This is a genomic window from Shinella sp. G-2, from assembly GCF_050172695.1.
In the GTDB taxonomy this organism is placed as follows: domain Bacteria; phylum Pseudomonadota; class Alphaproteobacteria; order Rhizobiales; family Rhizobiaceae; genus Shinella.
In genome coordinates, this window is record NZ_JBBEYH010000015.1 from 47,132 (window position 1) to 68,590 (window position 21,459).

At 67.5% G+C, this 21,459-nt stretch carries 16 protein-coding genes; 9 read left to right on the plus strand and 7 right to left on the minus strand.

From position 1 onward, the window contains the following. Positions 1-198 precede the first annotated feature (198 nt). From V8U06_RS19870 to V8U06_RS19880, 3 genes are all read left to right on the plus strand, one after another. Positions 199-7,602: an SDR family NAD(P)-dependent oxidoreductase gene (locus V8U06_RS19870; RefSeq protein ID WP_427142164.1), complete on the plus strand. Its 7,404-nt coding sequence runs from the start codon at positions 199-201 to the stop codon at positions 7,600-7,602. Between the two features lie 83 nt (positions 7,603-7,685). After that, positions 7,686-8,993, plus strand: coding sequence for an aminotransferase class I/II-fold pyridoxal phosphate-dependent enzyme (locus V8U06_RS19875; RefSeq protein WP_427142205.1), 1,308 nt, complete (start codon positions 7,686-7,688; stop codon positions 8,991-8,993). Between the two features lie 2 nt (positions 8,994-8,995). Then, positions 8,996-9,787, plus strand: a complete 792-nt coding sequence (locus V8U06_RS19880) for an SDR family oxidoreductase (RefSeq protein WP_427142165.1) — start codon at positions 8,996-8,998, stop codon at positions 9,785-9,787. A 77-nt stretch (positions 9,788-9,864) separates the two neighbouring features. Here the strand turns inward: V8U06_RS19880 and V8U06_RS19885 are convergent, their stop codons facing one another. From V8U06_RS19885 to prmB, 5 genes are all read right to left on the minus strand, one after another. Further along, positions 9,865-10,563: an MOSC domain-containing protein gene (locus V8U06_RS19885; RefSeq protein WP_427142166.1), complete on the minus strand. Its 699-nt coding sequence runs from the start codon at positions 10,561-10,563 to the stop codon at positions 9,865-9,867. Continuing rightward, a complete protein-coding gene (locus V8U06_RS19890; protein ID WP_427142167.1) occupies positions 10,560-11,147 on the minus strand; it encodes a TlpA family protein disulfide reductase in 588 nt (195 codons plus the stop codon). The genes V8U06_RS19885 and V8U06_RS19890 overlap by 4 nt, the downstream gene beginning before the upstream one ends. 120 nt (positions 11,148-11,267) lie before the next feature. Continuing rightward, a complete protein-coding gene (locus tag V8U06_RS19895; protein WP_427142168.1) occupies positions 11,268-11,984 on the minus strand; it encodes a hypothetical protein in 717 nt (238 codons plus the stop codon). Positions 11,985-12,019: 35 nt separating this feature from the next. After that, positions 12,020-12,664 carry a MarR family winged helix-turn-helix transcriptional regulator gene (locus V8U06_RS19900; protein ID WP_427142169.1) on the minus strand — a complete coding sequence of 215 codons (645 nt, stop codon included), beginning with the start codon at positions 12,662-12,664 and terminating at the stop codon, positions 12,020-12,022. 50 nt (positions 12,665-12,714) lie between these two features. After that, positions 12,715-13,629, minus strand: coding sequence for a 50S ribosomal protein L3 N(5)-glutamine methyltransferase (prmB, locus tag V8U06_RS19905; RefSeq protein WP_371826627.1), 915 nt, complete (start codon positions 13,627-13,629; stop codon positions 12,715-12,717). 78 nt (positions 13,630-13,707) lie between these two features. Between prmB and V8U06_RS19910 the strand changes: the two genes are divergently transcribed. From V8U06_RS19910 to V8U06_RS19935, 6 genes are all read left to right on the plus strand, one after another. Further along, entirely contained in the window at positions 13,708-14,523 is an 816-nt protein-coding gene (locus V8U06_RS19910; protein WP_427142170.1) for a pseudouridine synthase, read from the plus strand. A 90-nt stretch (positions 14,524-14,613) separates the two neighbouring features. After that, positions 14,614-15,885, plus strand: a complete 1,272-nt coding sequence (locus V8U06_RS19915; protein WP_427142171.1) for an efflux RND transporter periplasmic adaptor subunit — start codon at positions 14,614-14,616, stop codon at positions 15,883-15,885. Positions 15,886-15,894: 9 nt separating this feature from the next. Continuing rightward, the gene (locus V8U06_RS19920; protein WP_427142172.1) at positions 15,895-17,835 is read left to right on the plus strand and encodes a MacB family efflux pump subunit; all 1,941 of its coding nucleotides are present in this window, start codon (positions 15,895-15,897) and stop codon (positions 17,833-17,835) included. Between the two features lie 69 nt (positions 17,836-17,904). Beyond that, a complete protein-coding gene (locus tag V8U06_RS19925) occupies positions 17,905-18,114 on the plus strand; it encodes a hypothetical protein (protein WP_427142173.1) in 210 nt (69 codons plus the stop codon). Positions 18,115-18,171: 57 nt separating this feature from the next. Next, entirely contained in the window at positions 18,172-18,654 is a 483-nt protein-coding gene (greA, locus tag V8U06_RS19930; protein WP_427142174.1) for a transcription elongation factor GreA, read from the plus strand. 10 nt (positions 18,655-18,664) lie between these two features. Next, complete coding sequence (locus V8U06_RS19935) at positions 18,665-19,048, plus strand: VOC family protein (RefSeq protein WP_427142175.1); 384 nt, start codon at positions 18,665-18,667, stop codon at positions 19,046-19,048. Positions 19,049-19,070: 22 nt separating this feature from the next. Here V8U06_RS19935 and V8U06_RS19940 read toward each other — a convergent pair whose 3' ends face one another. Both V8U06_RS19940 and V8U06_RS19945 read right to left on the minus strand, forming a co-directional pair. Continuing rightward, entirely contained in the window at positions 19,071-20,486 is a 1,416-nt protein-coding gene (locus tag V8U06_RS19940) for an amidohydrolase family protein (RefSeq protein WP_427142176.1), read from the minus strand. A gap of 85 nt (positions 20,487-20,571) precedes the next feature. Further along, a complete protein-coding gene (locus tag V8U06_RS19945; protein ID WP_427142177.1) occupies positions 20,572-21,429 on the minus strand; it encodes a LysR family transcriptional regulator in 858 nt (285 codons plus the stop codon). Between the last annotated feature and the right edge of the window lie 30 nt (positions 21,430-21,459).

The following is a 21,459-nucleotide window of genomic DNA, read 5'->3' on the forward strand; positions in this document are numbered from 1 at the left end:
TACTCACATTTGCGGAGTGTGAACATCATATTGCTTCGTTTATGTCAGACTGCGGTCTTGCATTGGCGGCCCGCGGTCCTGTATTGCCTCTATTATATTAGGTGGCGAACAACTCTGGGTGTTTCCGCATGGGCTTTTGGGAAAGACGGGTTCCCTCAAGCTTTCAGACCAAGCAATAGTAGATAATGTTGGGTGACCATGACGGTTGAAATTATCGGATACGCCGCTGTTGCTCCGGGGGCCGGCTCTGCGTCGCAGTTGTTCGATTTGCTGCGTCGCGGCCAGTGTGCCGTAACCGAGGTTCCGGCCAACCGCTGGGATCGCTCGCGTTTCTGGCACCCGAGCCCGAGCGTCTCCGGCAAGACCTATACGTTCGCCGCCGGCGTCATCGACGATATCGATACCTTCGACCCGCGTATCTTCGGCCTGTCGCGGCGCGAAGCGATGGCGATGGACCCGCAGCAGCGCCTTCTGCTGGCCGTGACCTGGCGCGCGCTGGAAGATTCCAACATCACCCTGTCGTCGCTGCAGGAAGAGGCCATCGGCGTCTATATCGGCGCGTCGAGCCTCGACAGCGCCAACCTCTCCACCGAGGACCCCGCCGCGGGCGGCCCGTATTTCATGACGGGCAACACGCTTTCCATCGTCGCCAACCGCCTCTCGCACATTTTCGGCCTCAGCGGGCCGAGCCTGACGATCGATACGGCCTGCTCCTCCTCCCTCGTCGCGCTCGATCAGGCCGTTCGCGCGCTCAATCGCGGCGAGATCGACACGGCCATTGTCGGCGGCGTCAACCTGCTCAACCATCCTTTGCCCTTCGTCGGCTTCGCGCAGGCGCGCATGCTGTCGCCCGAGGGCCGTTGCCGCGCCTATGACAATGATGCATCCGGCTATGTGCGCGCCGAGGGCGCGGCCGTCGTCGTCCTGCGTCGCAGCGACAAGGCCGCCGCCGCGGGCGACCGCAGCCGGGGCCGCATTCTTGCCACCGGCGTCAATTCGGCCGGCCGCACGAACGGCATCTCGCTGCCTTCGCAGGAAGCGCAGGCGCGCCTGCTGCAGGAAATCTATGCCGATCCGGCGATCGACCCGAACCATCTCGCCTTCATCGAAGGGCATGGCACCGGCACCAAGGTCGGCGACCCTGCGGAAGTCTGGGCCATCGGCCAGGTCATCGGCGGGCAGCGCCATGCACCCATCCCGCTCGGCTCGATCAAGACGAATATCGGCCACACGGAACCGGCCTCGGGCCTCTTCGGCGTGCTCAAGGCCGTCATGGCGCTGGAACACGATTATCTCCCGGCCTCGCTGTTCTTCGACACGCCGAACGACGCCATCGATTTCGCCGGCCTCAATGTCAGCGTGACGGCGACGCCGCTGCCGCTGTTGCGCAGCCAGCGCCCGCGCCTTGCCGGCATCAACTCCTTCGGCTTCGGCGGCACGAATGCGCATGTCGTCGTCTCCGACCCGCTGCCGCGTCCGGCGGCTGCCGCCCCCGCGGCCGAAGGCGGCTACTTCATGGTGTCGGCGCATACGGAATCGGCCCTGAACGGTCTTCTGGAAGATTACCGCGACCGGCTCGCCGCGACGGCGGACCAGCCGTCGGCCCCGGCGCTCATCGCTGCCGCTTCCGCCGGCCGCACCCCGCTTCGCCATCGTTTCGTCGCGCAGGGCAAAAAGCCCCGCGATATCATCGCCGCCATCGACGACCAGCTTGCCGGCCGCGCCGTTTCGGTTGCCGCCGTCGGAGAGACGCCGGTCGGTGAACCGCGTGTCGCTTTCCTGTTTGCCGGCAATGGCGCGCAGTGGGCGGGCATGGGCGTCGATGCGCTGCGGGCAAATGCCGATTTCCGCCGTCACTTCACGGCGATCAGCGCGCTGTTCGAGGACCAGATCGGCGAGAAGCTGACGACGCTGCTGACGGCCGAGGACCTTGCCGACCGCCTTTCCGATACCCGTGTCGCCCAGCCCCTGCTGTTCTCGATCCAGGTCGCGCTGGCCCAATGCCTCATCGGCGCCGGCATCCGTCCGGCCGCCGTGCTCGGCCATTCCATCGGTGAAGTCGCCGCCGCCCATATCGCCGGCGCCCTGTCGCTGGTCGATGCCGTTGCCGTCGTCGCTGTGCGCTCCCGCTGCCAGCATGTCACGCAGGGCAAGGGCACCATGGCCGCCGCGCTCTGTGGCGAAGAGGCCGCGCGCGACTTCATCCGCCGCAACAATCTCGACGGCCTCACCGTCGCGGCCGTCAATGCGGGCAATTCCGTCACCATCTCGGGCCCGAAGGAAGAGATCGCGTCGCTGCGTTCGCTCGGCCGCCGCCAGAAGCTGGCGGTCCAGCTGCTGGACATCGACTATCCCTTCCATCATCCGCTCGTCGACGAGGCGAAGGACGAGTTCCTGAAAACGCTGCCGAAGATCGCGCCGCGCGCCACGGAATACGATTTCATCTCGACGGTCACGGGCGAGCGTCTGGATGGAACCGCGCTGGACGGCGCCTACTGGTGGCGCAATGTGCGCGAGCCGGTCTATTTCATGCAGGGCATGGCCCGCGCGCTGGCGCAGGGCTGCAACCTGCTGGTCGAGATTTCGCCGAAGCCCATCCTCACCAACTATCTGAAGGATGCGGTCAAGACGAGCGGCGCGGCCGCCCAGCTCATGCAGACCCTCGACAAGGCCGAGGGCGAAGGCACAGCCGATCCGGTCGCCAACTGTATCATTCGGGCGCTCGCGCATGGTGCGGCGCTGCCGCGCGCGCAACGCAACGCGGCAATCGACCTGCCGGGCGTGCCCTTCGAGCCGGAATCGATGATCGGCACGCCGACGAGCGACGGCTACGACCTGTTCGGCCGTCACATGACCCGTGCCTATTCGCTCGCCGGCTGGCGCGCGGATCCGAACGGCAATGCATGGAAGAACCATATCGACGCCCGCCTGTTCCCGGATCTTGCCGAACACGTCGTCGATGGCCGCGCGATCATGCCCGGCGCGGGCTTCATCGAGATCGCGCTTCAGGTCGCCCAGCAGGCGCTCGGCACCGATGCCGTGCAGCTGACGAATATCGAACTGCTGCGCCCGCTCGAGCTTGGCTCCACCATCGTCGAACTGTCGACGGTGATCTCGCGCGAGACCGGCACGATCGAAATCCGCTCCCGCGAGCGGCTGAGCGCCGACGACTGGACGCTGCATGTCGTCTGCCGCTGCCAGAAGGTCATGCCCGCAACGCGCGCACCGGTTCTCGCAGCGCTGGGCGCGAGTGCGGAGAACGTCTCGCCGGAGCGCATCTACGCCATCGCCTCGTCCTTCGGCCTGGACTATGGCCCGGCCTTCCGTCTGGCAAAGACGGTGCGCACCGATCAGCAGCGCCGCATCGACGTCGCTCTCGCGCCCGGCGCCGAACCCGCCCATGCCATGCTCGCCTGGGGCGTCAATCCCATGCTGCTCGATGCGGCCTTCCATGGCCTCGTCGGCCTGTTCGACCGTTTCTCGGGCGATGCCGAAGGCGCGCCCTATATCCCGGTCCATTTCGGCGTCGTCACGCTGCTTGCCGCCGGCCTCCAGCCGCGCCGCGCCCGCATCGAGGTCGAGCGCGTCAGCGCCCACTCGATCAAGGCGCGCTTCGTGCTCGAAACCGAGGACGGCCGCCCGGTGCTGCTGCTCGAGGACTGCCGTTTCCGCCGCACCTGGCTCCAGCAGCATCACACGCCTGCCTCGCTGACCTTCCATTACGAAGCGGTGCCGGTGGCCGCTGCCATTGTCGGTCAGCCGGCTCTCTCTGCCCCGGCCTTCGCGCTGGCGGCGCCCGATGCGGCCACGCCTGACGATGCCTCGCTTCTCCTGCAGGCCGCCGTGCTGCGCGCCTGCCACGATATCGTCCTGCCGCTCGTCGATGCGTCCGGGCGGATCGCGCCGGTATCCCTGCCGGGCGACCGGTCCTTCCAGGACTTCCTGACCAATGCGCTCTTCGTGCTCGGCGAAGCGGGCCTCGCCGCGCAGAGCGATGGCGTCTGGACAATCGAGGCCGTGTCGGACCTGCCGGAAACCGGCGAAACCCTCGCCGAGTTCACGGCCGAGCGGCCCGATCGCGGCGCGGAAGCCGTTCTGCTTGCCGAAATTCGCGCGGGCGTGCTGCGTCATCTCGAGTATCTGCACACCGGCGGAACCGAGGCGCTGGAACTGGGCGGCAAGACCATGCGCCAGGCCATCCGCCTGCATTCGCCACAGGCCCGCGAGCGCAATGCGCTTGTCTTCGCCGCGGCCGAAAAGGCGGTGGTGGACGGCGCGAAGGATGCGCCCGTCATCGTTCAGGTCGGCGCGGCCGCACCCGGCTTCAGCCGGCGCCTTGCCGATCTTGCCGCCCGTGCCGGCGGCAAGCTGGTCATCGTGGAACCGTCCGACGATCTGCGTCGCGCCGCCGAGGTGACCTTCGGCACCAGCGGCCGCGTCACGGTGCTGGGCACAGCGGAAGCGCTGCGCGGTGCCGACGTGATCGTCAGCACCTGCGATCGCCTGCACGCCATGCTGGAAGCGGACGAGGCCCTTTCGGGTGCGCTTGCCGCGGGGCTTGCCAGCGGCGCACGGCTGCTGGCCGCCGAAACGCCGGCCTCGTTGCTGTACGATGTCTTCTTCGGCCTCACCGCCGGCTGGTTCTCGGCCAGCCTGTCGCAGGGCTTCCCGGTCGGGCGTCTGGCGAGCGAAAGCGACTGGAGCCGGCGTCTTGCATCGCTGGCGGCCGATCGCCATGCGCTTCAGAGCGTCCAGCGGCCCTATGGCTCCCTGCTGCTGATCGAGGTTTCGCCGCTCGCCGAAGGTGGTGCTGCCCTCCCGCAGGAGGCAACGCCTTTCCTGCCGCTCGGCACGGCCGCCGGGGCGCTCACCGGCCTTGCGGCAATCGACCTCCATCTGCCGGCCGCAGACCTCACCGCCGCCATCCAGGCTATCGGCGAGCCGGGCAATGCCGCCGACCTGTTGCTCTACGTCGCCCCTGCCGGGGGCGCGGACGACGAAGCGGTGCTGGCGCGTGACGCCCATGGGTTGGCGAAGGTCGCCGAAACCCTGCAGGCAAGCACGGCCAAGCGCCGGCCGAAACTGGTCCTGCTTCTTGCCGGCGGCGCGCCGGACGGCGCCCGTGAGGGCGACCTTGCGTCGTCGCCGCTCGCAACGGGCCTGTGGACCTTCGCCCGCGTGCTCGCCAACGAATTCAGCGAGGTCGACATCCATCTCGTGGATGCCGCCTCCGCGGATTGGCACAAGGCAATCGATCTTGCCAGCGCCGGCCATGACGAGCGTGAATGGCGCATCGCCGGTGGCGCACGGCATGCCGAGGCCTTCCGGGCCGTCGGCGGGCCGGTTGCGGCAAGCGATGTGTCGCGCCTCGACTTCCCGGCCGCGACCGTGCGTCAGCGCACGCCCTCGCGCGTCGACAGCCTCTATTGGGAAAGCATGGAGCGGCCGGTGCCGGCGGCGGGCGAAGTGCTCGTAGAAGTCGCCGCAGCTGGCCTCAACTTCCGCGACGTCATGTGGGCCATGGGCCTCCTGCCGGAAGAAGCGCTGGAAGACGGCTTTGCCGGCGCGACGATCGGCATGGAATTCTCCGGCCGTGTCACCGCGGTCGGTGATGGCGTGGACGACCTTGCCGTCGGAGACCGCGTCATGGGCATCGGCCCGGCCGCCTTCTCCACCCACACGGCCATCAGGCGCGCCGGCCTTGCCAGGCTGCCCGACGAACTGGACCTCGTCGCCGCCGCCACGGTTCCCGTCACCTTCCTGACGGCCTGGTACGCGCTGGTCGAACTCGGTCGCGCGCGCGCCGGCGAAACGCTGCTCATCCATGGCGCCGCCGGCGGCGTCGGCCTTGCCGCGATCCAGATCGCCAAGGTGCTCGGCCTCACCATCATCGGCACGGCGGGCAGCGACGAGAAGCGCAGTTACCTGCGCTCGCTCGGCGTCGACATGGTCTTCGATTCCCGCTCGCTCTCCTTCGTCACCGACGTCAAGGCGGCAACGGGCGGCGAGGGCGTCGATCTCGTGCTCAATTCGCTGTTCTCCGACGCGATGGAGCGCAGCATCGAACTGGTCAAGCCCTTCGGCCGCTTCCTCGAACTCGGCAAGCGCGACTACTATGCCGACCGCAAGATCGGCCTGCGTCCGTTCCGCCGCAATGTCAGCTATTTCGGCATCGACGCCGACCAGTTGCCGCTGAAGGCGCCGGCGCTGACCAAGGCGATCTTCGCCGATCTCGGCGCGCTGTTCGCCAAGGGCGATCTTCGCGCCTTGCCCTACCGCACCTTCGAGCATGACGAGATCGCCGATGCGTTCCGCCTCATGCAGAATGCCGGCCATATCGGCAAGATCGTGCTCCTGCCGCCGCAGGCGGGCGAGGATGCCGTGGCCGCGGCCATCGGCGCCCCCATCGCCTTCGATGCGGAGGGCATCCATGTCGTCGTCGGCGGCATCGGTGGCTTCGGCCTTTCGGCGGCCGATTGGCTGGCCGCCCGTGGCGCCCGGCGCCTCGCGCTGGTGACGCGCCGTGGCACGTCCGATGCGGAAACCGACGCGGCCATCGCCGCCTGGAAGACGCGCGGCATCGCCGCGAGCCTGCACGCCTGCGACGTGACGGACGCCAAGGCCGTGGACGCGCTGCTTGCGGACCTGCGCAAGGAAGCGCCGGTCAAGGGCCTCGTCCATGCCGCCATGGTGCTCGACGACGCGCTGCTGCCGAACCTCACGGAAGAGCGCTTCCGCCGGGTCATCGACGTCAAGGCGCGGGGCGCCGCGATCCTCGACAAGGCGACCCGCAAGGATGCGCTGGATTATTTCCTGATGTTCTCCTCGGCGACGACGCTGATCGGCAATCCCGGCCAGGGCAACTATGTCGCCGCCAACGGCTATCTCGAAGGTCTGGCGCGCGCGCGCCGGGCGGAAGGCCTGCCGGGTCTTGCCGTCGCCTTCGGCGCCATCTCGGACAGGGGCTACCTTGCCCGCAACGACGATGTCGGCGATCTGCTGGCCCGCCGTATCGGCAACACCGCGATGAAGGCGGCCACCGCCCTTGCCATGGTCGAAGCGCATATGCGCGGCGATCCGGGCACGCTGGAAGCGGCCGTCGTCGTCTGCTCGCCCATCGACTGGGCGGCGGCGCGCAACCTGAAGATCGTCGGCACGCCGCTCTTCGAGGTTCTCTTGAAGCAGGCCGGCCCTGCCGGCAGCGGCAGCGGCGGCGATACGGTGGACCTCACCGCGCTTGTCGCGGAAAAGAGCGAGGCCGAGGCGCTGGAAGCCCTCTATGCGATCGTTGCCCAGGAAATGGCGACGATCCTGCGTGTGCCCGAAAGCTCGCTCGGCCGCGACAAGGTGCTGAAGGACGTCGGTCTCGACAGCCTCATGGCCGTCGAACTGGCCCTCGGCTTCAAGGAAAAGACGGGCTTCGACATCCCGATCACCAGCGTGGGCGACACGACGACCATCGAGAACGTCGTCCGCAACCTCTATGAAAAGGTTGCGCGCGCCGAAGAGGCGGAGCACGATGGCAACGAGATGGATCATATCGAGGCGCTGGCCGAGCAGCATACGGGCTCGTCGGCCCCGGCTGTTTCGAGAGGAAGATAACACGCATGGACGAATCGTCCGCAAGCCGCATGGCGCGGGAGCGTAAGGCTGCGCTCCTGCAGAAGATGCGCGGCGTTTCCACGATGGACGCACGCCCGGCCGCCGCAGCCATTCCGGTGGAACGCCCCGTGCCGCGTTTCGAGGACCTGCCCGAATACCGCCAGATCCGCCTTCAGGAACTGGCCGGCGAACTGACGCAGATCGACAATCCCTTCTACCGGATGCACGATGTCGGCGCCGGTGCGGAAACGGAGATCGACGGCCGCCGTCTCGCCAACTTCGCGTCCTACGACTATGCCGGCGCCAACCAGCATCCTTCGGTGCATGCGCGCGTGCGCGAAGCGATCGACCGTTACGGCATTTCAGCCTCGGCAAGCCGCCTCGTCGCCGGCGAGCGGCCGATCCACCGCGAACTGGAAGAGCGCCTTGCGGCCTGTTACGGCGTGGAGGACGCGGTCGTCTTCGTCAGCGGCTACCTGACGAACGTGACGGTCATCGGCACGCTGCTCGGCCCGGAAGACCTCGTCATCCACGACGAATTCATCCACAACAGCGCGCTGGCCGGCATCAAGCTCTCGGGCGCGGCCCGGCGCTTCTTCCGCCACAACGACACGGCTCATCTCGAAGAGCTGCTGAACGATTTCACCGGCAAGTTCCGGCGCATCCTCGTCATCGTCGAGGGCATCTATTCGATGGATGGCGACGTCGCCGACCTGCCGCGCCTCGTGGAACTGCGCACCCGCTACGGCTTCTGGCTGATGGTGGACGAGGCCCATGCGCTCGGCGTTCTCGGCCCGACCGGCCGCGGCACGCACGAGCATTTCGGCATCGATCCGACGCAGGTCGACATCTGGATGGGCACGCTGTCGAAGACGACGTCGAGCTGCGGCGGTTATGTCGCCGGCAGCGCGGCGCTGGCGATGGTGCTGAAGGGCTCGGCCGGCGGTTTCATCTATTCCGTCGGCCTGCCGCCGGCCCTGGCGGCGGGCGCCGTCGCAAGCCTCGAGCTTCTCGCCGACGAGCCGGAGCGCGTCGCAAGGCTGCGGCGCAACGGCCATCTCTTCCTCGATCTCGCGCGCGAAGCCGGCCTCGATACCGGCCTCAGCGAGGGCCATTCCGTCGTGCCGGTTCTCGTCGGGGATTCGCTGCGCGCCGTGCGCCTGTCGAACGACCTGCTGGCGGCCGGCGTCAACGTGCTGCCGATCATCCATCCGGCCGTGCCGGAAGGGCAGGCGCGCCTGCGCTTCTTCATCACCAGCGAACACACGGAAGAGCAGATCCGCGAGACGGTGCGCCATACCGCCGACCTGCTCGGTGAACTCGTGCGCGCCAATTTTGGCCTCGGCTCGCTGGACCGCGCCCAGATCGCCCGCCTGATGACAGGTCTCTAAACGTGCGGCACGTGCTCGTGACCGGCGGGTCGAGCGGCATAGGCCTTGCCGTCGCCGATCTGCTCGTCGCGCGCGGCGACCGGGTCTCGCTCGTCGCGCGGGACGAGGCGCGGCTTGCCGAAGCGGCTCTTCGCCTTGCAAACGGTGACCCGGCGCGCGCCGGGCGCATCTTTACGGCAGCGGCCGATGTCGGCGATGGCGAGGAGATCACCCGCGCCGTCGCGTCCGCGTCCGCGCATTTCGGTCCGGTCGACGGCCTGGTCGCCTCCGCCGGCATCGTCGAGCCGGCCCGCTTCCTGGAGCAGGATGCCGCGACCTTCGACCGCCAGATCGCCATCAACCTGACGGGCGTCGCCAACAGCGCGCGGGCGGTGTTGCCGGCCATGCGCGAGAGGGGCAGGGGGCAGGTGCTGATCGTCTCCTCCGGCGCGGGGCTCATCGGCATTCCCGGCTACAGCGCCTATTGCGCCTCGAAGTTCGCCCTGCGCGGCCTTGCGGCGTCGCTGCGGGCGGAAATGGCGCCGGCCGGGATCGCCGTTTCCATCTGCTTCCCGCCGGATACGCTGACCCCGCAGTTCGAACGCGAACTGCCGCTGCGCCCGCCGGAGGCGCAGGCGATGATGGGGCGCGTGCGGCCGCAGGAGGCGAAGATCGTCGCGCGGACCATTCTCGCCGGCATGGACCGCGGCCGCCGCGAAATCCATTTCGGCCTGACGCTTCGCCTGCTCGGCTATTTCGGTCCCTTCGCCGCCACCTATCTCGACCTGCGCAATGGCCGGCCGCGCAAAGGCTAGAACACCCCAGCGAATGCACGGTGCCATGCGCTGGCAATAGCGTGAAGACGAGAAGCGGGGTGCTCTGAAATTTGCCCCTATGCCTGCGGTTCGCTGCCCGAAAGCCGCCGCGTCCAGTCCTCCACCCGGTTGCTCTCGATCCGCCTGACGGCATGATTGCGCCAGCCCTCGGCCAGCCGGTCGAGCGCGGCGATGCCGGCAAGTTCGGTGCGGTTGAGCGGATCGATGTAGAAGGTGCGCCAGATGCGCGCGAGCGTCCAGTCCGGCGCGCGGCGCTCCTGAAGGGTGAGGCTGTCATCCGGCGCGACGATGCCGGATTCGAGCACGCGGTAGTACCAGCCCGTCCGTCCGGTGGTTTGCACGAGGCGCGCCATGTCCGTCCGTCCGAACCGCTCGTTCAGTTTCCAGCACGGCTGGCGGCCCTGGCTGACCTCGACGAGGGCGGTGCCGAGGCGAAAGACGTCGCCGACCGCCACGGTCTCCTCGGTAAGCCCCGATGTCGAAAGGTTCTCCCCGAACGCGCCGGGACCGTCCAGCAGCGGGTGCGATCCGAGGTCGCTTACCCAGGGGTCATAATGATCGAAGGGATAGTGGTGCACGGCCTTTTCCGGCCCGCCATGCCGCACCGGGTCGCCCTGCCTGTCGCCGGCAAGGCCGGTCCGTGACAGGGCGAGCGGCGTGTGGACGGCGGATTTCGCGATGCCGCTTGGCGCCGCACGGGCGCCCAGCGGCGCCACTCCGCCGATGCTGAGGCTGATGAGGGGCGTCGCCGTCATGCCCTGGTCTCCGGTACGGGCGCTTCGCAGCGCCCGTCCGCGCAGCCAGCCGCTTCGTCGGGCGTCTGGGCAGCGGGCGCATGGGCAGTTGGCACTTGGGTCGCGCGTTGGGGCGCGGCGAGCGCCATGGCGATGCGCGCGCCGATGGCCATGTCGTCCTCGATGCCGAAGGCGTGGCTGAGGATCGCGCCGTTTCGTCCGATCAGCACGGAGGAGGGCGTGCCGCGCAACCCGAAGCGGCGCATGGTCACGGGGATGTCCGATCCGTCCTCGGCAAGGTCGACGGCGACGGGCGAGGTCACCCGGTATTCGTGCAGGAAGGCCTGCAGCGTCACCGGCGTCATCGCGGCATGATGCTCGAAGACGGTGTGGATGCCGATCACCTGCAGGTCCGTATCGGCAAAGACGCGCTCGATGCGCTTCACCTGCGGCAGCGCGTCCGACACGCAGCCGGGGCAGAGCAGCTGGAAGGCATGCAGGAAGACCGGCCGCCCGCGCAGGCCGGCGAGCGTCAGCGGCGCGCGCGTGTTGAACCAGGCGGAGGCAGCGATCTCGGGTGCAAGGCGTGTGTCAGGCGCGGACATGCGCGCCTCCCGTTGCGTTGGAGGGGGCGATGGGAGTACTCCTTGCCATGTTCTTTCCTTTCATGCCTGGAGGGGAGGAATTGCCGGCCCGACGATGGCAGTCGTCGGGCCGGCGCTGTCTCATTCGCCCGGCATCACCTTGCCCGGCAGGCTGAGATTGCCGGAGGCGACCTTGAAGACATTGCTGACGCAGAGCAGCGGCGCATGCAGGTTGCCGTTGACCTTCAGGCCCGCCGTGACGCCGTCATAGGACGCGCCCTTGAGGCCGCCGATCAGCGCGAGCGGGATTTCCACATCCACCGTGTCGCCCTTGAAGGCCGTGGGGTAGTCCGGGCTGTCGATCAGCAGCGGCACGCCCGGCCATGTCTCGGGCACCTTCGGTTTCGTGCCTTCGGGAATGTCGACCACCTTGAGCCCGCCGCCGCAGGCCTTGTCCTCGGCCAGCACCACCCAGTGCGGATGCCAGACATGGCGGTTCTCGCCGCCGCGGGCGGCATCGTCGAAATCCGGGTGGAAGGTGACGGCGAGCGCCACGATGCCCTGCGCCTTGTCGAAGCCGATCTCGCCGCTGTCGAGGCTGGTCGGCCAGACATAGGCATAGACGCTCGATCCTTCGAACTTGCCCGTCGCGTCGGGTTTGTCCTTGCCGGCCTCGCCGCGCACGCGGGTGGTGAAGATGGCGGTATCGCCCCTGGTCACGATCGTCGTTTCGACGATGTCGAAGGCGGCCTGTACCGCTTCCACGGGCTCGGCCTTGATGGAATGGGCCGCGGCCGTCGTCAGCCATAGCGCGGCCGTTCCGGCGGTGAGCGCGCCGGTCAAAAGTCTTGCGGGCATGATGGGTCTTCCTTTCGTTTGCCTGGAGGGTTGGATTATCCCGGTGAAGAGGCGTCCCGGGTGGCAGCCCGGGACGCGGGATTGGCTTCGTGTTCGCGGCAGTCGAGACGCAGGTCCGGTTGGCCGAAGGCCGCGTCCACGTAATGGCAATGATGCGGGCGCGCCGCATCGGCGTGGGCGAAGGGCGCGAAGTGGCGACAGGTCACGCACAGGCGCTGCACGGGGATAGCATCGGTATCCTGGAGATGCCGGATCATCTTGATGAGGGTCAGCAGCAGGTCTTCCTGCTCCCGGTCGTCGAGGCCCGCAATGGCCTGTTCGACGAGGCCGTCGCCGGCCTCCGTCGCCCGAAGCGTGGCGGTGCCCTCGGCAGTCGGTGCGATGTTCACGGCGCGCCGGTCGCTTTCACCGGGATGTTTGGCGAGAAGGCCCCGGCGTTCGAGGGCATTGAGGGAATCGGTCGCGGTCGGCTGCGAGACGCCGAGATGGGCGGCGATCTCCTTCACGCCGAGACCGCGGGCGCCGCGTCCGTCGAGAAGGGTGAGGATGGCAAGCTGCGTCGGGTTGAGGCCGGCGGCCTTCGCCCGGTTCCAGTCGTCGACGCGCAAGACGGTCGCCAGCCGCGAAAGGCCTTCGCGGATGCGCGTGTCGATGGCGTGGGGATTCTTCGGTGTCGTCATGCACCGAATAATATAGGATTCCTATCTATATGCAAGCGGCGAGAAGCCGCTTACTCCACGCCGAGCGCCTCGGCGGAAATCCAGAACACCGCATCCTGGGATTCGGCGGTTTCCAGCCAGACGAAATCGAGATGCGGGTACTCTTCCTCGAGGATTTCCCGGCCCGAGCCGATCTCGCAGATCATGCCGCCCTGCGGATTGAGGTAGTCGGCCGCCTCTTCGAGGATGCGGCGCACGAGATCGAGGCCGTCTTCGCCGCCATCATGCGCCATGGCCGGTTCGGCGCGGAACTCCGGCGGATAGGCGACGAGCGCGTCGTGATCGACATAGGGCGGATTGGTGATGATGAGGTCGTATGTCCGGCCGGCGAGGGGGGCGAAGAGGTCGCCCTCGTGCAGGCTGACCTGGTTTTCCACCTCGTGCGCGGCGACGTTCTTCGCCGCGACCGCGAGCGCGTCGGCGGAAAGGTCCACCGCATCCACCGCCGCATGGGGGAAGAACTTGGCGGCCAGCACCGCAAGGCAGCCCGAGCCGGTGCAGATGTCGACGGCGCTTTCCACGGTCATCGGATCGGGCAGGAAGGCCGAGCCGTTCTCGCCGAGATATTCGCTGAACAGGATTTCGCCGATATGCGAGCGTGGCACGATCACCCGCTCGTCGACATGGAAGCGTACACCCTGGATATAGGCGCGGCCGGTGAGGTAGGACGAAGGCTTGCGGGTCGTGACGCGCGCCTCGATGCGTTCGGCGAGCAGCTTGCGCTCGGCCGGCAGCAGGCGGGCGTCGAGGAACGGGTCGAGCGCATCGATGGGAAGATCGAGCGAGTCGAGCAGCAGGAAGGCGGCGTCGTCGCCGGCGGTCGTCGTGCCGTGGCCATAGCTGAGATCGGCCGCGTTGAAGCGGGAGATCGCATAGCGCCAGTAGTCGCGCAGCGTGACGAGTTCGCTAGTAATGTCCTGGGTCAACGGCTCTTCCCTCGATTTTGGCTGGACGTCACCGGCTTTAGAATGGCAATGGCCTGTGGGTCAACCAAGGACAGCGAGATGAAGGCGAGCCGCAGACCGCAGAAACCGAGGGTGTCCCGACCGGCGCAGACGCCGGCCGGCGGCAAGCGGACCACGCTGCCGCGCGCCCTCTCCAAGCTCGGCTTCTGTTCACGCACGCAGGCCGAGGACCTGGTCCGCGCCGGCCGCGTCACGCTCGGCGGGCGCGTCGTCACCGATCTCGAAACCTGGGTGGATCTCGACAGCGCCGTGATCGCGGTGGACGGCAAACGCGTCGCGGCGGAGGAACGCGTCTATTTCATGCTCAACAAGCCGCGCGGCCTCGTCACCACCCGGCACGATCCCGAGGGGCGGCCGACGGTCTTCGACTGTTTGAAGCATCTCGATCACGCCCATCTTTCGCCCGTCGGCCGGCTGGACAAGGCGAGCGAGGGCCTGCTGCTCTTCACCAACGACACGGAATTCGCCCAGGCGCTGCTCGACCCGGAAACCCATGTCGCCAAGACCTACCATGTCCAGATGGACCGCATCGCCGATCAGGCCATGCTGGACGCCATGGTGGAGGGTATCCGCGACGACGGCGATTTGCTGCGCGCAAAAGCGGTGCGGCCCATCCGTTCGGGCGAAAAGAACGCCTGGATCGAGGTCGTGCTGGACGAGGGCAAGAACCGCCAGATCCGCCGCATGCTGGAAGGGCTGGATATTGCCTGCCTGCGTCTCCTGCGTGTCGCCATCGGCAACCTTGCCCTCGGCACGCTGGAAAAGGGGGCGGTCAGGCCGCTGACGACGGACGAGGTCGCGGACCTGCGAGGGCTCGTTTCGGCGCGCAAACGTGCAAACATTACGAAAATATAATCATCCCAAGGGCTTCTCCTCGAGGGACTGCGGTGCCAAATCTCCAGGGAAGGAACGTTGAGAGGCAGGGCCTCGACCTGGGGAATGCCGATGACCGTCAATGCACGCGCCAAGAAGACCGAAGCCGCCTCCGGGGAGGCTGCGCCCGCGACCGTGACCCTCATGCCGGCCGCCACCCCGCCCGTTCGCCGCAAGCGCCGTTCGCGCGGCTGGATCTGGCTGCCGGTTCTCGCGGTGCTGGCCGGCGCCGGCTCCTATGCCTGGCGGGCCTATGCCCCGGCCGAAACGGCGGCGGCGGTCATCACCCAGCCCGTCACGCGCGGCGATATCGAAAATGCGGTGACGGCGGTCGGCACGCTGGAAGCGATAAAATCGGTCGATGCCGGCGCACAGGTCTCCGGCCAGTTGAAGGCCATGCGTGTCGCCATCGGCGATATCGTGACGAAGGGCCAGATTCTGGCCGAGATCGACCCGGCGACCATCGAGAACCGCATGGAGATCAACCGCGCGGAGCTTGCCAACCTCGAGGCGCAACTGGAATCCAAGACGGCGCAGCTTGCCTTGAAGCAGGCGAATATCGCCCGCCAGCGCAGCCTCGTTGCCGGCAATGCCGCCGCCCGGCAGGCGCTCGACCAGGCCGTGGCCGACCTTGCCGCCGCCAAGGCGGATGTCGATGCCACCACGGCGCAGATCCGCAAGCAGCAGGCGACGCTGGCCGGCGACGAGGTCGATCTCGGTTACACGAAGATCTATGCGCCCATGGCCGGCACCGTCGTCGCCAATCCGGTGAAGGAAGGCCAGACGCTGAACGCCGTGCAGAGCGCGCCCACCATCGTCACCATCGCCGATCTCTCCACCATGACGGTGCGCGCCGAGGTGTCCGAGGCCGATGTCGGCCGCCTGACGCCGGGCATGGAGGCCTATTTCACGCTGCTTGGCCAGCCCGGCAAGCGTTTCACCGGCAAGCTGCGCCAGATCGAGCCCTCACCGACGGTGGAGAACAACGTCGTGCTCTACAATGCGCTGTTCGACGTGCCGAACCCGGAGGGCGCGCTGATGATGTCGATGAGCGCGCAGGTCTTCTTCGTGCAGGCGGCGGCGCGCGACGTGCTGGTCGTGCCGGCCGGCGCGGTGGCGACGACGCGGGACGGCGGCAAGCCGAAGGCGCAGGTGACGGTGGTCACGGCCTCGGGCGTACAGGAGGTGCGCGACGTCGAGACCGGCATCCGCAACCGCGTCAGCGTCGAGATCAGGAGCGGTCTTGCCGAAGGCGACAAGGTGGTCGTCAGCGCGGGCGGCAAGGCGTCCAGCGGCAGCGGCCGCAATTCGCAACGCGGCATGCGCATGCCGCCGATGTTCTGAGGCACGGCCATGACGGCGCTTCTCTCGCTCCGTGACGTCACCAAGACCTTCTACAACGGCGACTTCGCCGTGGAGGTCCTGCACGGCATCTCGCTCGATATCGCGGCGGGCGAATTCGTGGCGATCATCGGCCAGTCCGGCTCCGGCAAGTCGACGCTGATGAACATTCTCGGCTGCCTCGACCAGCCGACATCGGGCGACTACCGCATCGACGGCGAACCGGTCGCCGATTTCGACGGCGACGAGCTGGCGGCGCTGCGCCGGCGCACCTTCGGCTTCGTCTTCCAGAGCTACAATCTCATTCCCACGGCCAGCGCCCGCGAGAATGTCGAGGTGCCCGCGATCTATGCCGGCATGCCGGCGCGCGACCGGCAGGCGCGGGCCGAAGCGCTGCTCGGCTCGCTCCGGCTCGGCGACCGGCTGGATCACCGGCCGAACCAGCTTTCCGGCGGCCAGCAGCAGCGCGTCTCCATCGCCCGCGCGCTGATGAATGGCGGCCGCGTCATCCTGGCCGACGAGCCGACCGGCGCGCTCGACAGCCAGAGCGGCGAGGACGTGATGGCGCTCTTGCGCCGCATGCACGAGGACGGCCATACCGTCATCCTCATCACCCATTCGCGCGAGGTGGCCGAGGCCGCCGACCGGCTGATCGAGATCCGCGACGGCCGCATCGTTTCCGACACGTCTCGCAAGGCGCGCACCGTCTCGCCGGCGGCCGCCGGCCTGCAGAAGGCGGTGAAGGAAGGCTCGGCCGCCCTTGCCGACGTTTCCGAGGCGGTGAAGATGGCCGTCCGCGCGCTCTATGCCAATCTCTTCCGCACGGTGCTGACGCTGCTCGGCATCGTCATCGGCGTCGGCTCCGTGGTGGCCATGCTGGCGATCGGCACGGGTGCGCAGAATTCCGTGCTTGACCGCATTTCCGCCATGGGCTCCGATCTGCTGCTGGTGCGCCCCAGCATGGCCAATTTCCGCGGCGGCGGCAGCGCGCCGGTGACGCTCATTCCTTCCGACGCCGACGCCATCCTTGACGTGCCGAACGTCGCCTTCGCCGTGCCGGAGATGACGAGCTCCGTCACGCTGCGCTTCGGCAGCGTCGATTACCAGACGACGGCCAACGGCACGGTGCCGGATTTCCCGCGCGCCAAATCGTGGGGCCTCGCGGCGGGCGAATTCATCAACCAGGATGACATGGACACCTATGCTCCCGTCGCCGTCATCGGCCAGACGGTGGCGAAAACGCTCTTTGCCGACGGCACGAACCCGCTCGGCCAATATGTGCTGGTCAACAAGATTCCCTTCCAGGTCATCGGCGTGATGGCCGAGATGGGCGCGAGCGCCGGCGGCAACGACCAGGACGACGTGATCCTCGTGCCGCTGTCGACTGGCAGCATGCGGCTCTTCGGCCAGCGCAACGTGCGCACCATCACCGTTCAGGTGAGGGACGCCGCCGCCATCGACCTGACGCAGGGCGCGATCCAGTCCCTGCTCGACGAGCGCCACAAGGCCGAGGACACGCAGATCACCAACATGTCCTCGGTGCGCGAAGCCTTCACCGAGACCTCCAACACGATGAAGCTGTTCCTCGGCTCCGTCGCCGCCATCTCGCTGCTCGTCGGCGGCATCGGCGTCATGAACATCATGCTGGTGAGCGTGCGCGAGCGTACGCGCGAGATCGGCGTGCGCATGGCGACCGGCGCGCGCCGGCGCGATATCCTCCTGCAATTCCTCATTGAGGCGCTCGTCGTCTCCGCCATCGGCGGGGCGATCGGCGTCGCGCTGGGGCTTTCCATCGGCGGGCTCGCCAAGGCCTTCGGCATGCCGGTGAGCTTCACGGTCGGTCCCGTGGCGCTCGCCTTCGCCTGCTCGTTCCTGACGGGGCTCGTCTTCGGCTATCTGCCGGCCCGCAACGCCTCGCATCTTCAGCCGGCCGTGGCGCTCGGGGCCGACTGAATTTCCAGGGCGGGCGGGAACATCCGGCCGCCTTGCCGGTTTCTCCCTTTGCCTTGAAGGGAGGGCGAGATGAACGAACATACCGATATCCAGCTGCATTTCGACGTTCTGAGTTGCCGGGCGCTGCTGTCCTGCGAAGGCAAGGACTATGTGCTGCCGGATACCTACCCGAACCGCGACGCCGCCGAAGCGGCCGCCAAGAAATTTGCCTGGGAGAAGCTCGGTGCGCAGAAGCGCCGCGGTCGCCGCCCGTCCGATCTCCCCGTCTGGTTGCGGTAGCAATCGGGTGCGAAGTTCCTTAAATATCGAACCCGGAAGAAAAAACGGAGTTCGAGCGTGAGCGTCGCATTCGTCAAGGAAGAGAGCGCGGAAACGGCAGCGGAAACCCAGCTGCCGGAGCGTCCCATCTCACCCCACCCCAACCTCGTGACGGAGGCGGGTCTCAAGGCGCTGGAGCAGCAGCTTCAGGCGGCGCGCGAGGCCTTCGAGGCCGCGAATGCCATCGAGGATATCAACGAGCGCCGTCGCCAGACGGCAGGTCCCGCGCGGGACCTGCGCTATTTTTCCGAGCGCCTGCGCACCGCCCAGCTCGTTCCTCCGAGGGACTCGAACGACACCGTCGGCTTCGGCAGCACCGTGACCTTCAACCGCGATGACGGGCGCGTCCAGACCTACCGTATCGTCGGGGAGGACGAGGCCGATCCCAAGGCGGGAACGATCTCCTATGTCTCGCCGGTCGCGCGCCTCCTGATGGGCAAGGGCGTCGGCGACGTGGTGAGCGTCGGCGGGCAGGAGCTGGAGATCGAGAAGATCGTCTGAGGGGACGGCGATGAACCTCAATCAGGTGACCGTCACGATGCCGGACCTCGATCAGGGCTGGCATTTCTATATCGCCCTCGGCCTCGTTCCCATCGTGGATGCGCGGCCGAACTATGTGCGCTTCGCCTGCCCGGATGGAAACAGCACGTTCTCCCTGCATGCCGGCATGGCGACTGGCGGCGGAACGACGGTCTATTTCGAATGCGAGAACCTGGATGCGACCGTCGAAGGACTGAGGGCTGCCGGCATTGTCTTTTCCGCACTGCCGGAAGACAAAAGCTGGCTGTGGCGCGAGGCGGAGCTGTTCGATCCCGGCGGCAACCGTCTGCTGCTCTATTTCGCCGGGGAAAACCGGCTCGACCTGCCGTGGAAAATCCGGCCGCAGCAACGCTGAGCTTGCAGCCGGACTGCCTGTTTTACGAAGAAGCCTTGTCGATGCCACCCGCAACGAGGCGGCCCCTGTGGAAGGTCGCGGTGCGGGCCGGCAGGCGGGCGACGGCCTCGGCGGTGCAGCTTGCCGGAGTGAGCGAGAAACCCGCCTCGTCGCCGGCCTTCGGCCAGGCGCGGTCGCCCTCGTCATCCAGCGGCAGCACGCCGCCGGTGGCAATGGCGAGCGAACGGGACAGATGATATTCGTCCGAGCCGCGATAGAGCTGGGCGTAGAGATAGGCCTTTTCCAGCATGTCGCCGCTGCCGAAGGGCGACCAGTGGTCGATCACGCTGTCGGTGCCGGTCATCACGAAGACGCCCGCCTTGGAAAGCTGCGGCAGCGGCATCATCAGGCCGCCGATCGGAACGGTCGAGGCGATGGTGATGCCATTGGCGGCAAAGCGCGCGGCGGTTTCCTCGAGTTGTTCCGGCGCGAGCGTCGTCAGCGCGAAGGCGTGGCTGATCGTGACCTTGTCCTTGAGGGCAGGGTTCTTTTCCACCGTGTCGATCATGTAGTTGACGGCGGCGACGCCCGCCGGGCTCGTCTCGTGCAGGTGGATGTCCACGCCCTTGCCGGTGTCGAGCGCGATCTGGAACATCGCGTCGAGCGACTTTTCCATGGCGCTGTCGACATTGGTCGGGTCGAGGCCGCCGACGAATTCCACGCCCATCTGCATGGCCTCGCGCATCAGCCCGTCGACCTTGGAATGCAGCAGGCCGTGCTGCGGGAAGGCGACGATCTCGCAGGTGAAATCATCCGCGTGTTTTTCCAGCGCGCGCTTCAGATGCTCGAGGCTCTTGAGGCCGCTGACCGGATCGATGTTGCAATGGCTGCGGGCGATGGTGCTGCCATGGGACTGCAGAAGGGCGATCAGGCCCTCGGCGCGTTCCACCGAGGTCGGCAGCAGTTGCGGCAGAAGCTTTTCCTCCAGCGCGATCATGTCCATGATCGTCTTGCCCTGGCGCGGGCGCGGCGCTTGCCAGGGGCCGCCATAGAAGGTCTTGTCGAGGTGGATGTGCATGTCGCGCATCGTCGGCAGTGCGAGCTGGCCGTTCGCCTGGTAGGTCGGCAGGCCCGCGGGCAGGGCGCTGCCGGCACCATGCAGCGCCGCGATCCGGCCGTCCCTGATTTCCAGCGTGTAGAGCGCGGTGCGGGTGGCGACGATGACGTCGCCGTCCTTCTCGAAACCCTCCTCCAGCCTGACATCGGCGAGAAGATAGTGGCTGTCCTTCACAGACGTCACGGTGGCGTCCTCCTTGCAAGTCTCGGCAGTGGCGGCGTGGCCGGCGGTGCCGGTCAGGCCCGCAACGGCTGCGGCGGTGGTAAGCTGGCCGGTGCGGCTCAGAAAGGCCCTGCGGCTCTGCGATACGGCGTTGTGCACCATCGTTTCCTCATCGTCCATGGAAAGGGATGGCGCATTCTAGGAAACGGAGCCGTGCCATGGCAGCGACATTTGGCAATGCTGGCTATTCGATCCGCCAATGATGCTACGGTTGAAGTCCGCAAAATCGAATGAGCCGCTCCGCAAGGTCCAGCGTGATTGCCGGCGCGTTGTCGTGGTGGAACAGGGCAAGCTCGAAATCCTCGACGGGCGGCAGTCCCTCCGCCTTGCCGAGGACGCGGTGCGCCGGCAGGCGGCAGCCGGCCGGCAGCAGGCTGACGCCGAGCCCGGCCGCCGAGGCCGCCGCCAGCGCCGCAAGCCCGCCGCCGCTGTAGCTGACGCGCCAGCGCAGGCCGAGGGTATCGAGCGCGCCGCACAGTTCCTCGCGGTAGAGCCCGTTGACCGGAAAGACGGCGATGGGGACGGGCGATTGTTCGATGGCGGGATGTTCGGCGCTGTCGAGCCAGAGCAGCGGTTCCGGCCGCGCGGCGCGCGGCAGGTGCACGCGGCGCTGCTTGACGAGCACGAGGTCCAGCTCTTCCTGGCCATAGGCGCGGTAGAGATCCGGGCTGAGGCCGCTGGTGACGTCGAGCCTGAGATGCGGGTGCTCGCGCTTGAAGGCGGCCAGGAGATCGACCGTCGGCACGGTGAAATCCTCCGGCATGCCGATGCGCAGCACGCCGTCACGCCAGGGTCCCGTCAGTGCGTCGTGGGCTTCCTCGTTCAGCGTGATGATGCGACGGGCATAGCTGAGGAGCTTGATGCCCTCCTCGGTCAGCCGCACCTCGTGGGAGGTGCGCTCGAACAGCGCCTTGCCGATCATCTCCTCGAGACGGCGGACCTGCTGGCTGACGGTGGATTGCGAGAGCGAGACGCGGTCGGCCGCGCGGGTAAAGCTGCTGGTCTCTGAGACGGCCACGAAGCTGATGAGAAGCTGCGGGCTGAACATGGGAAAGCGATTCATTCTTCCGCTGCCGCGTTGGGCCATCGGTGA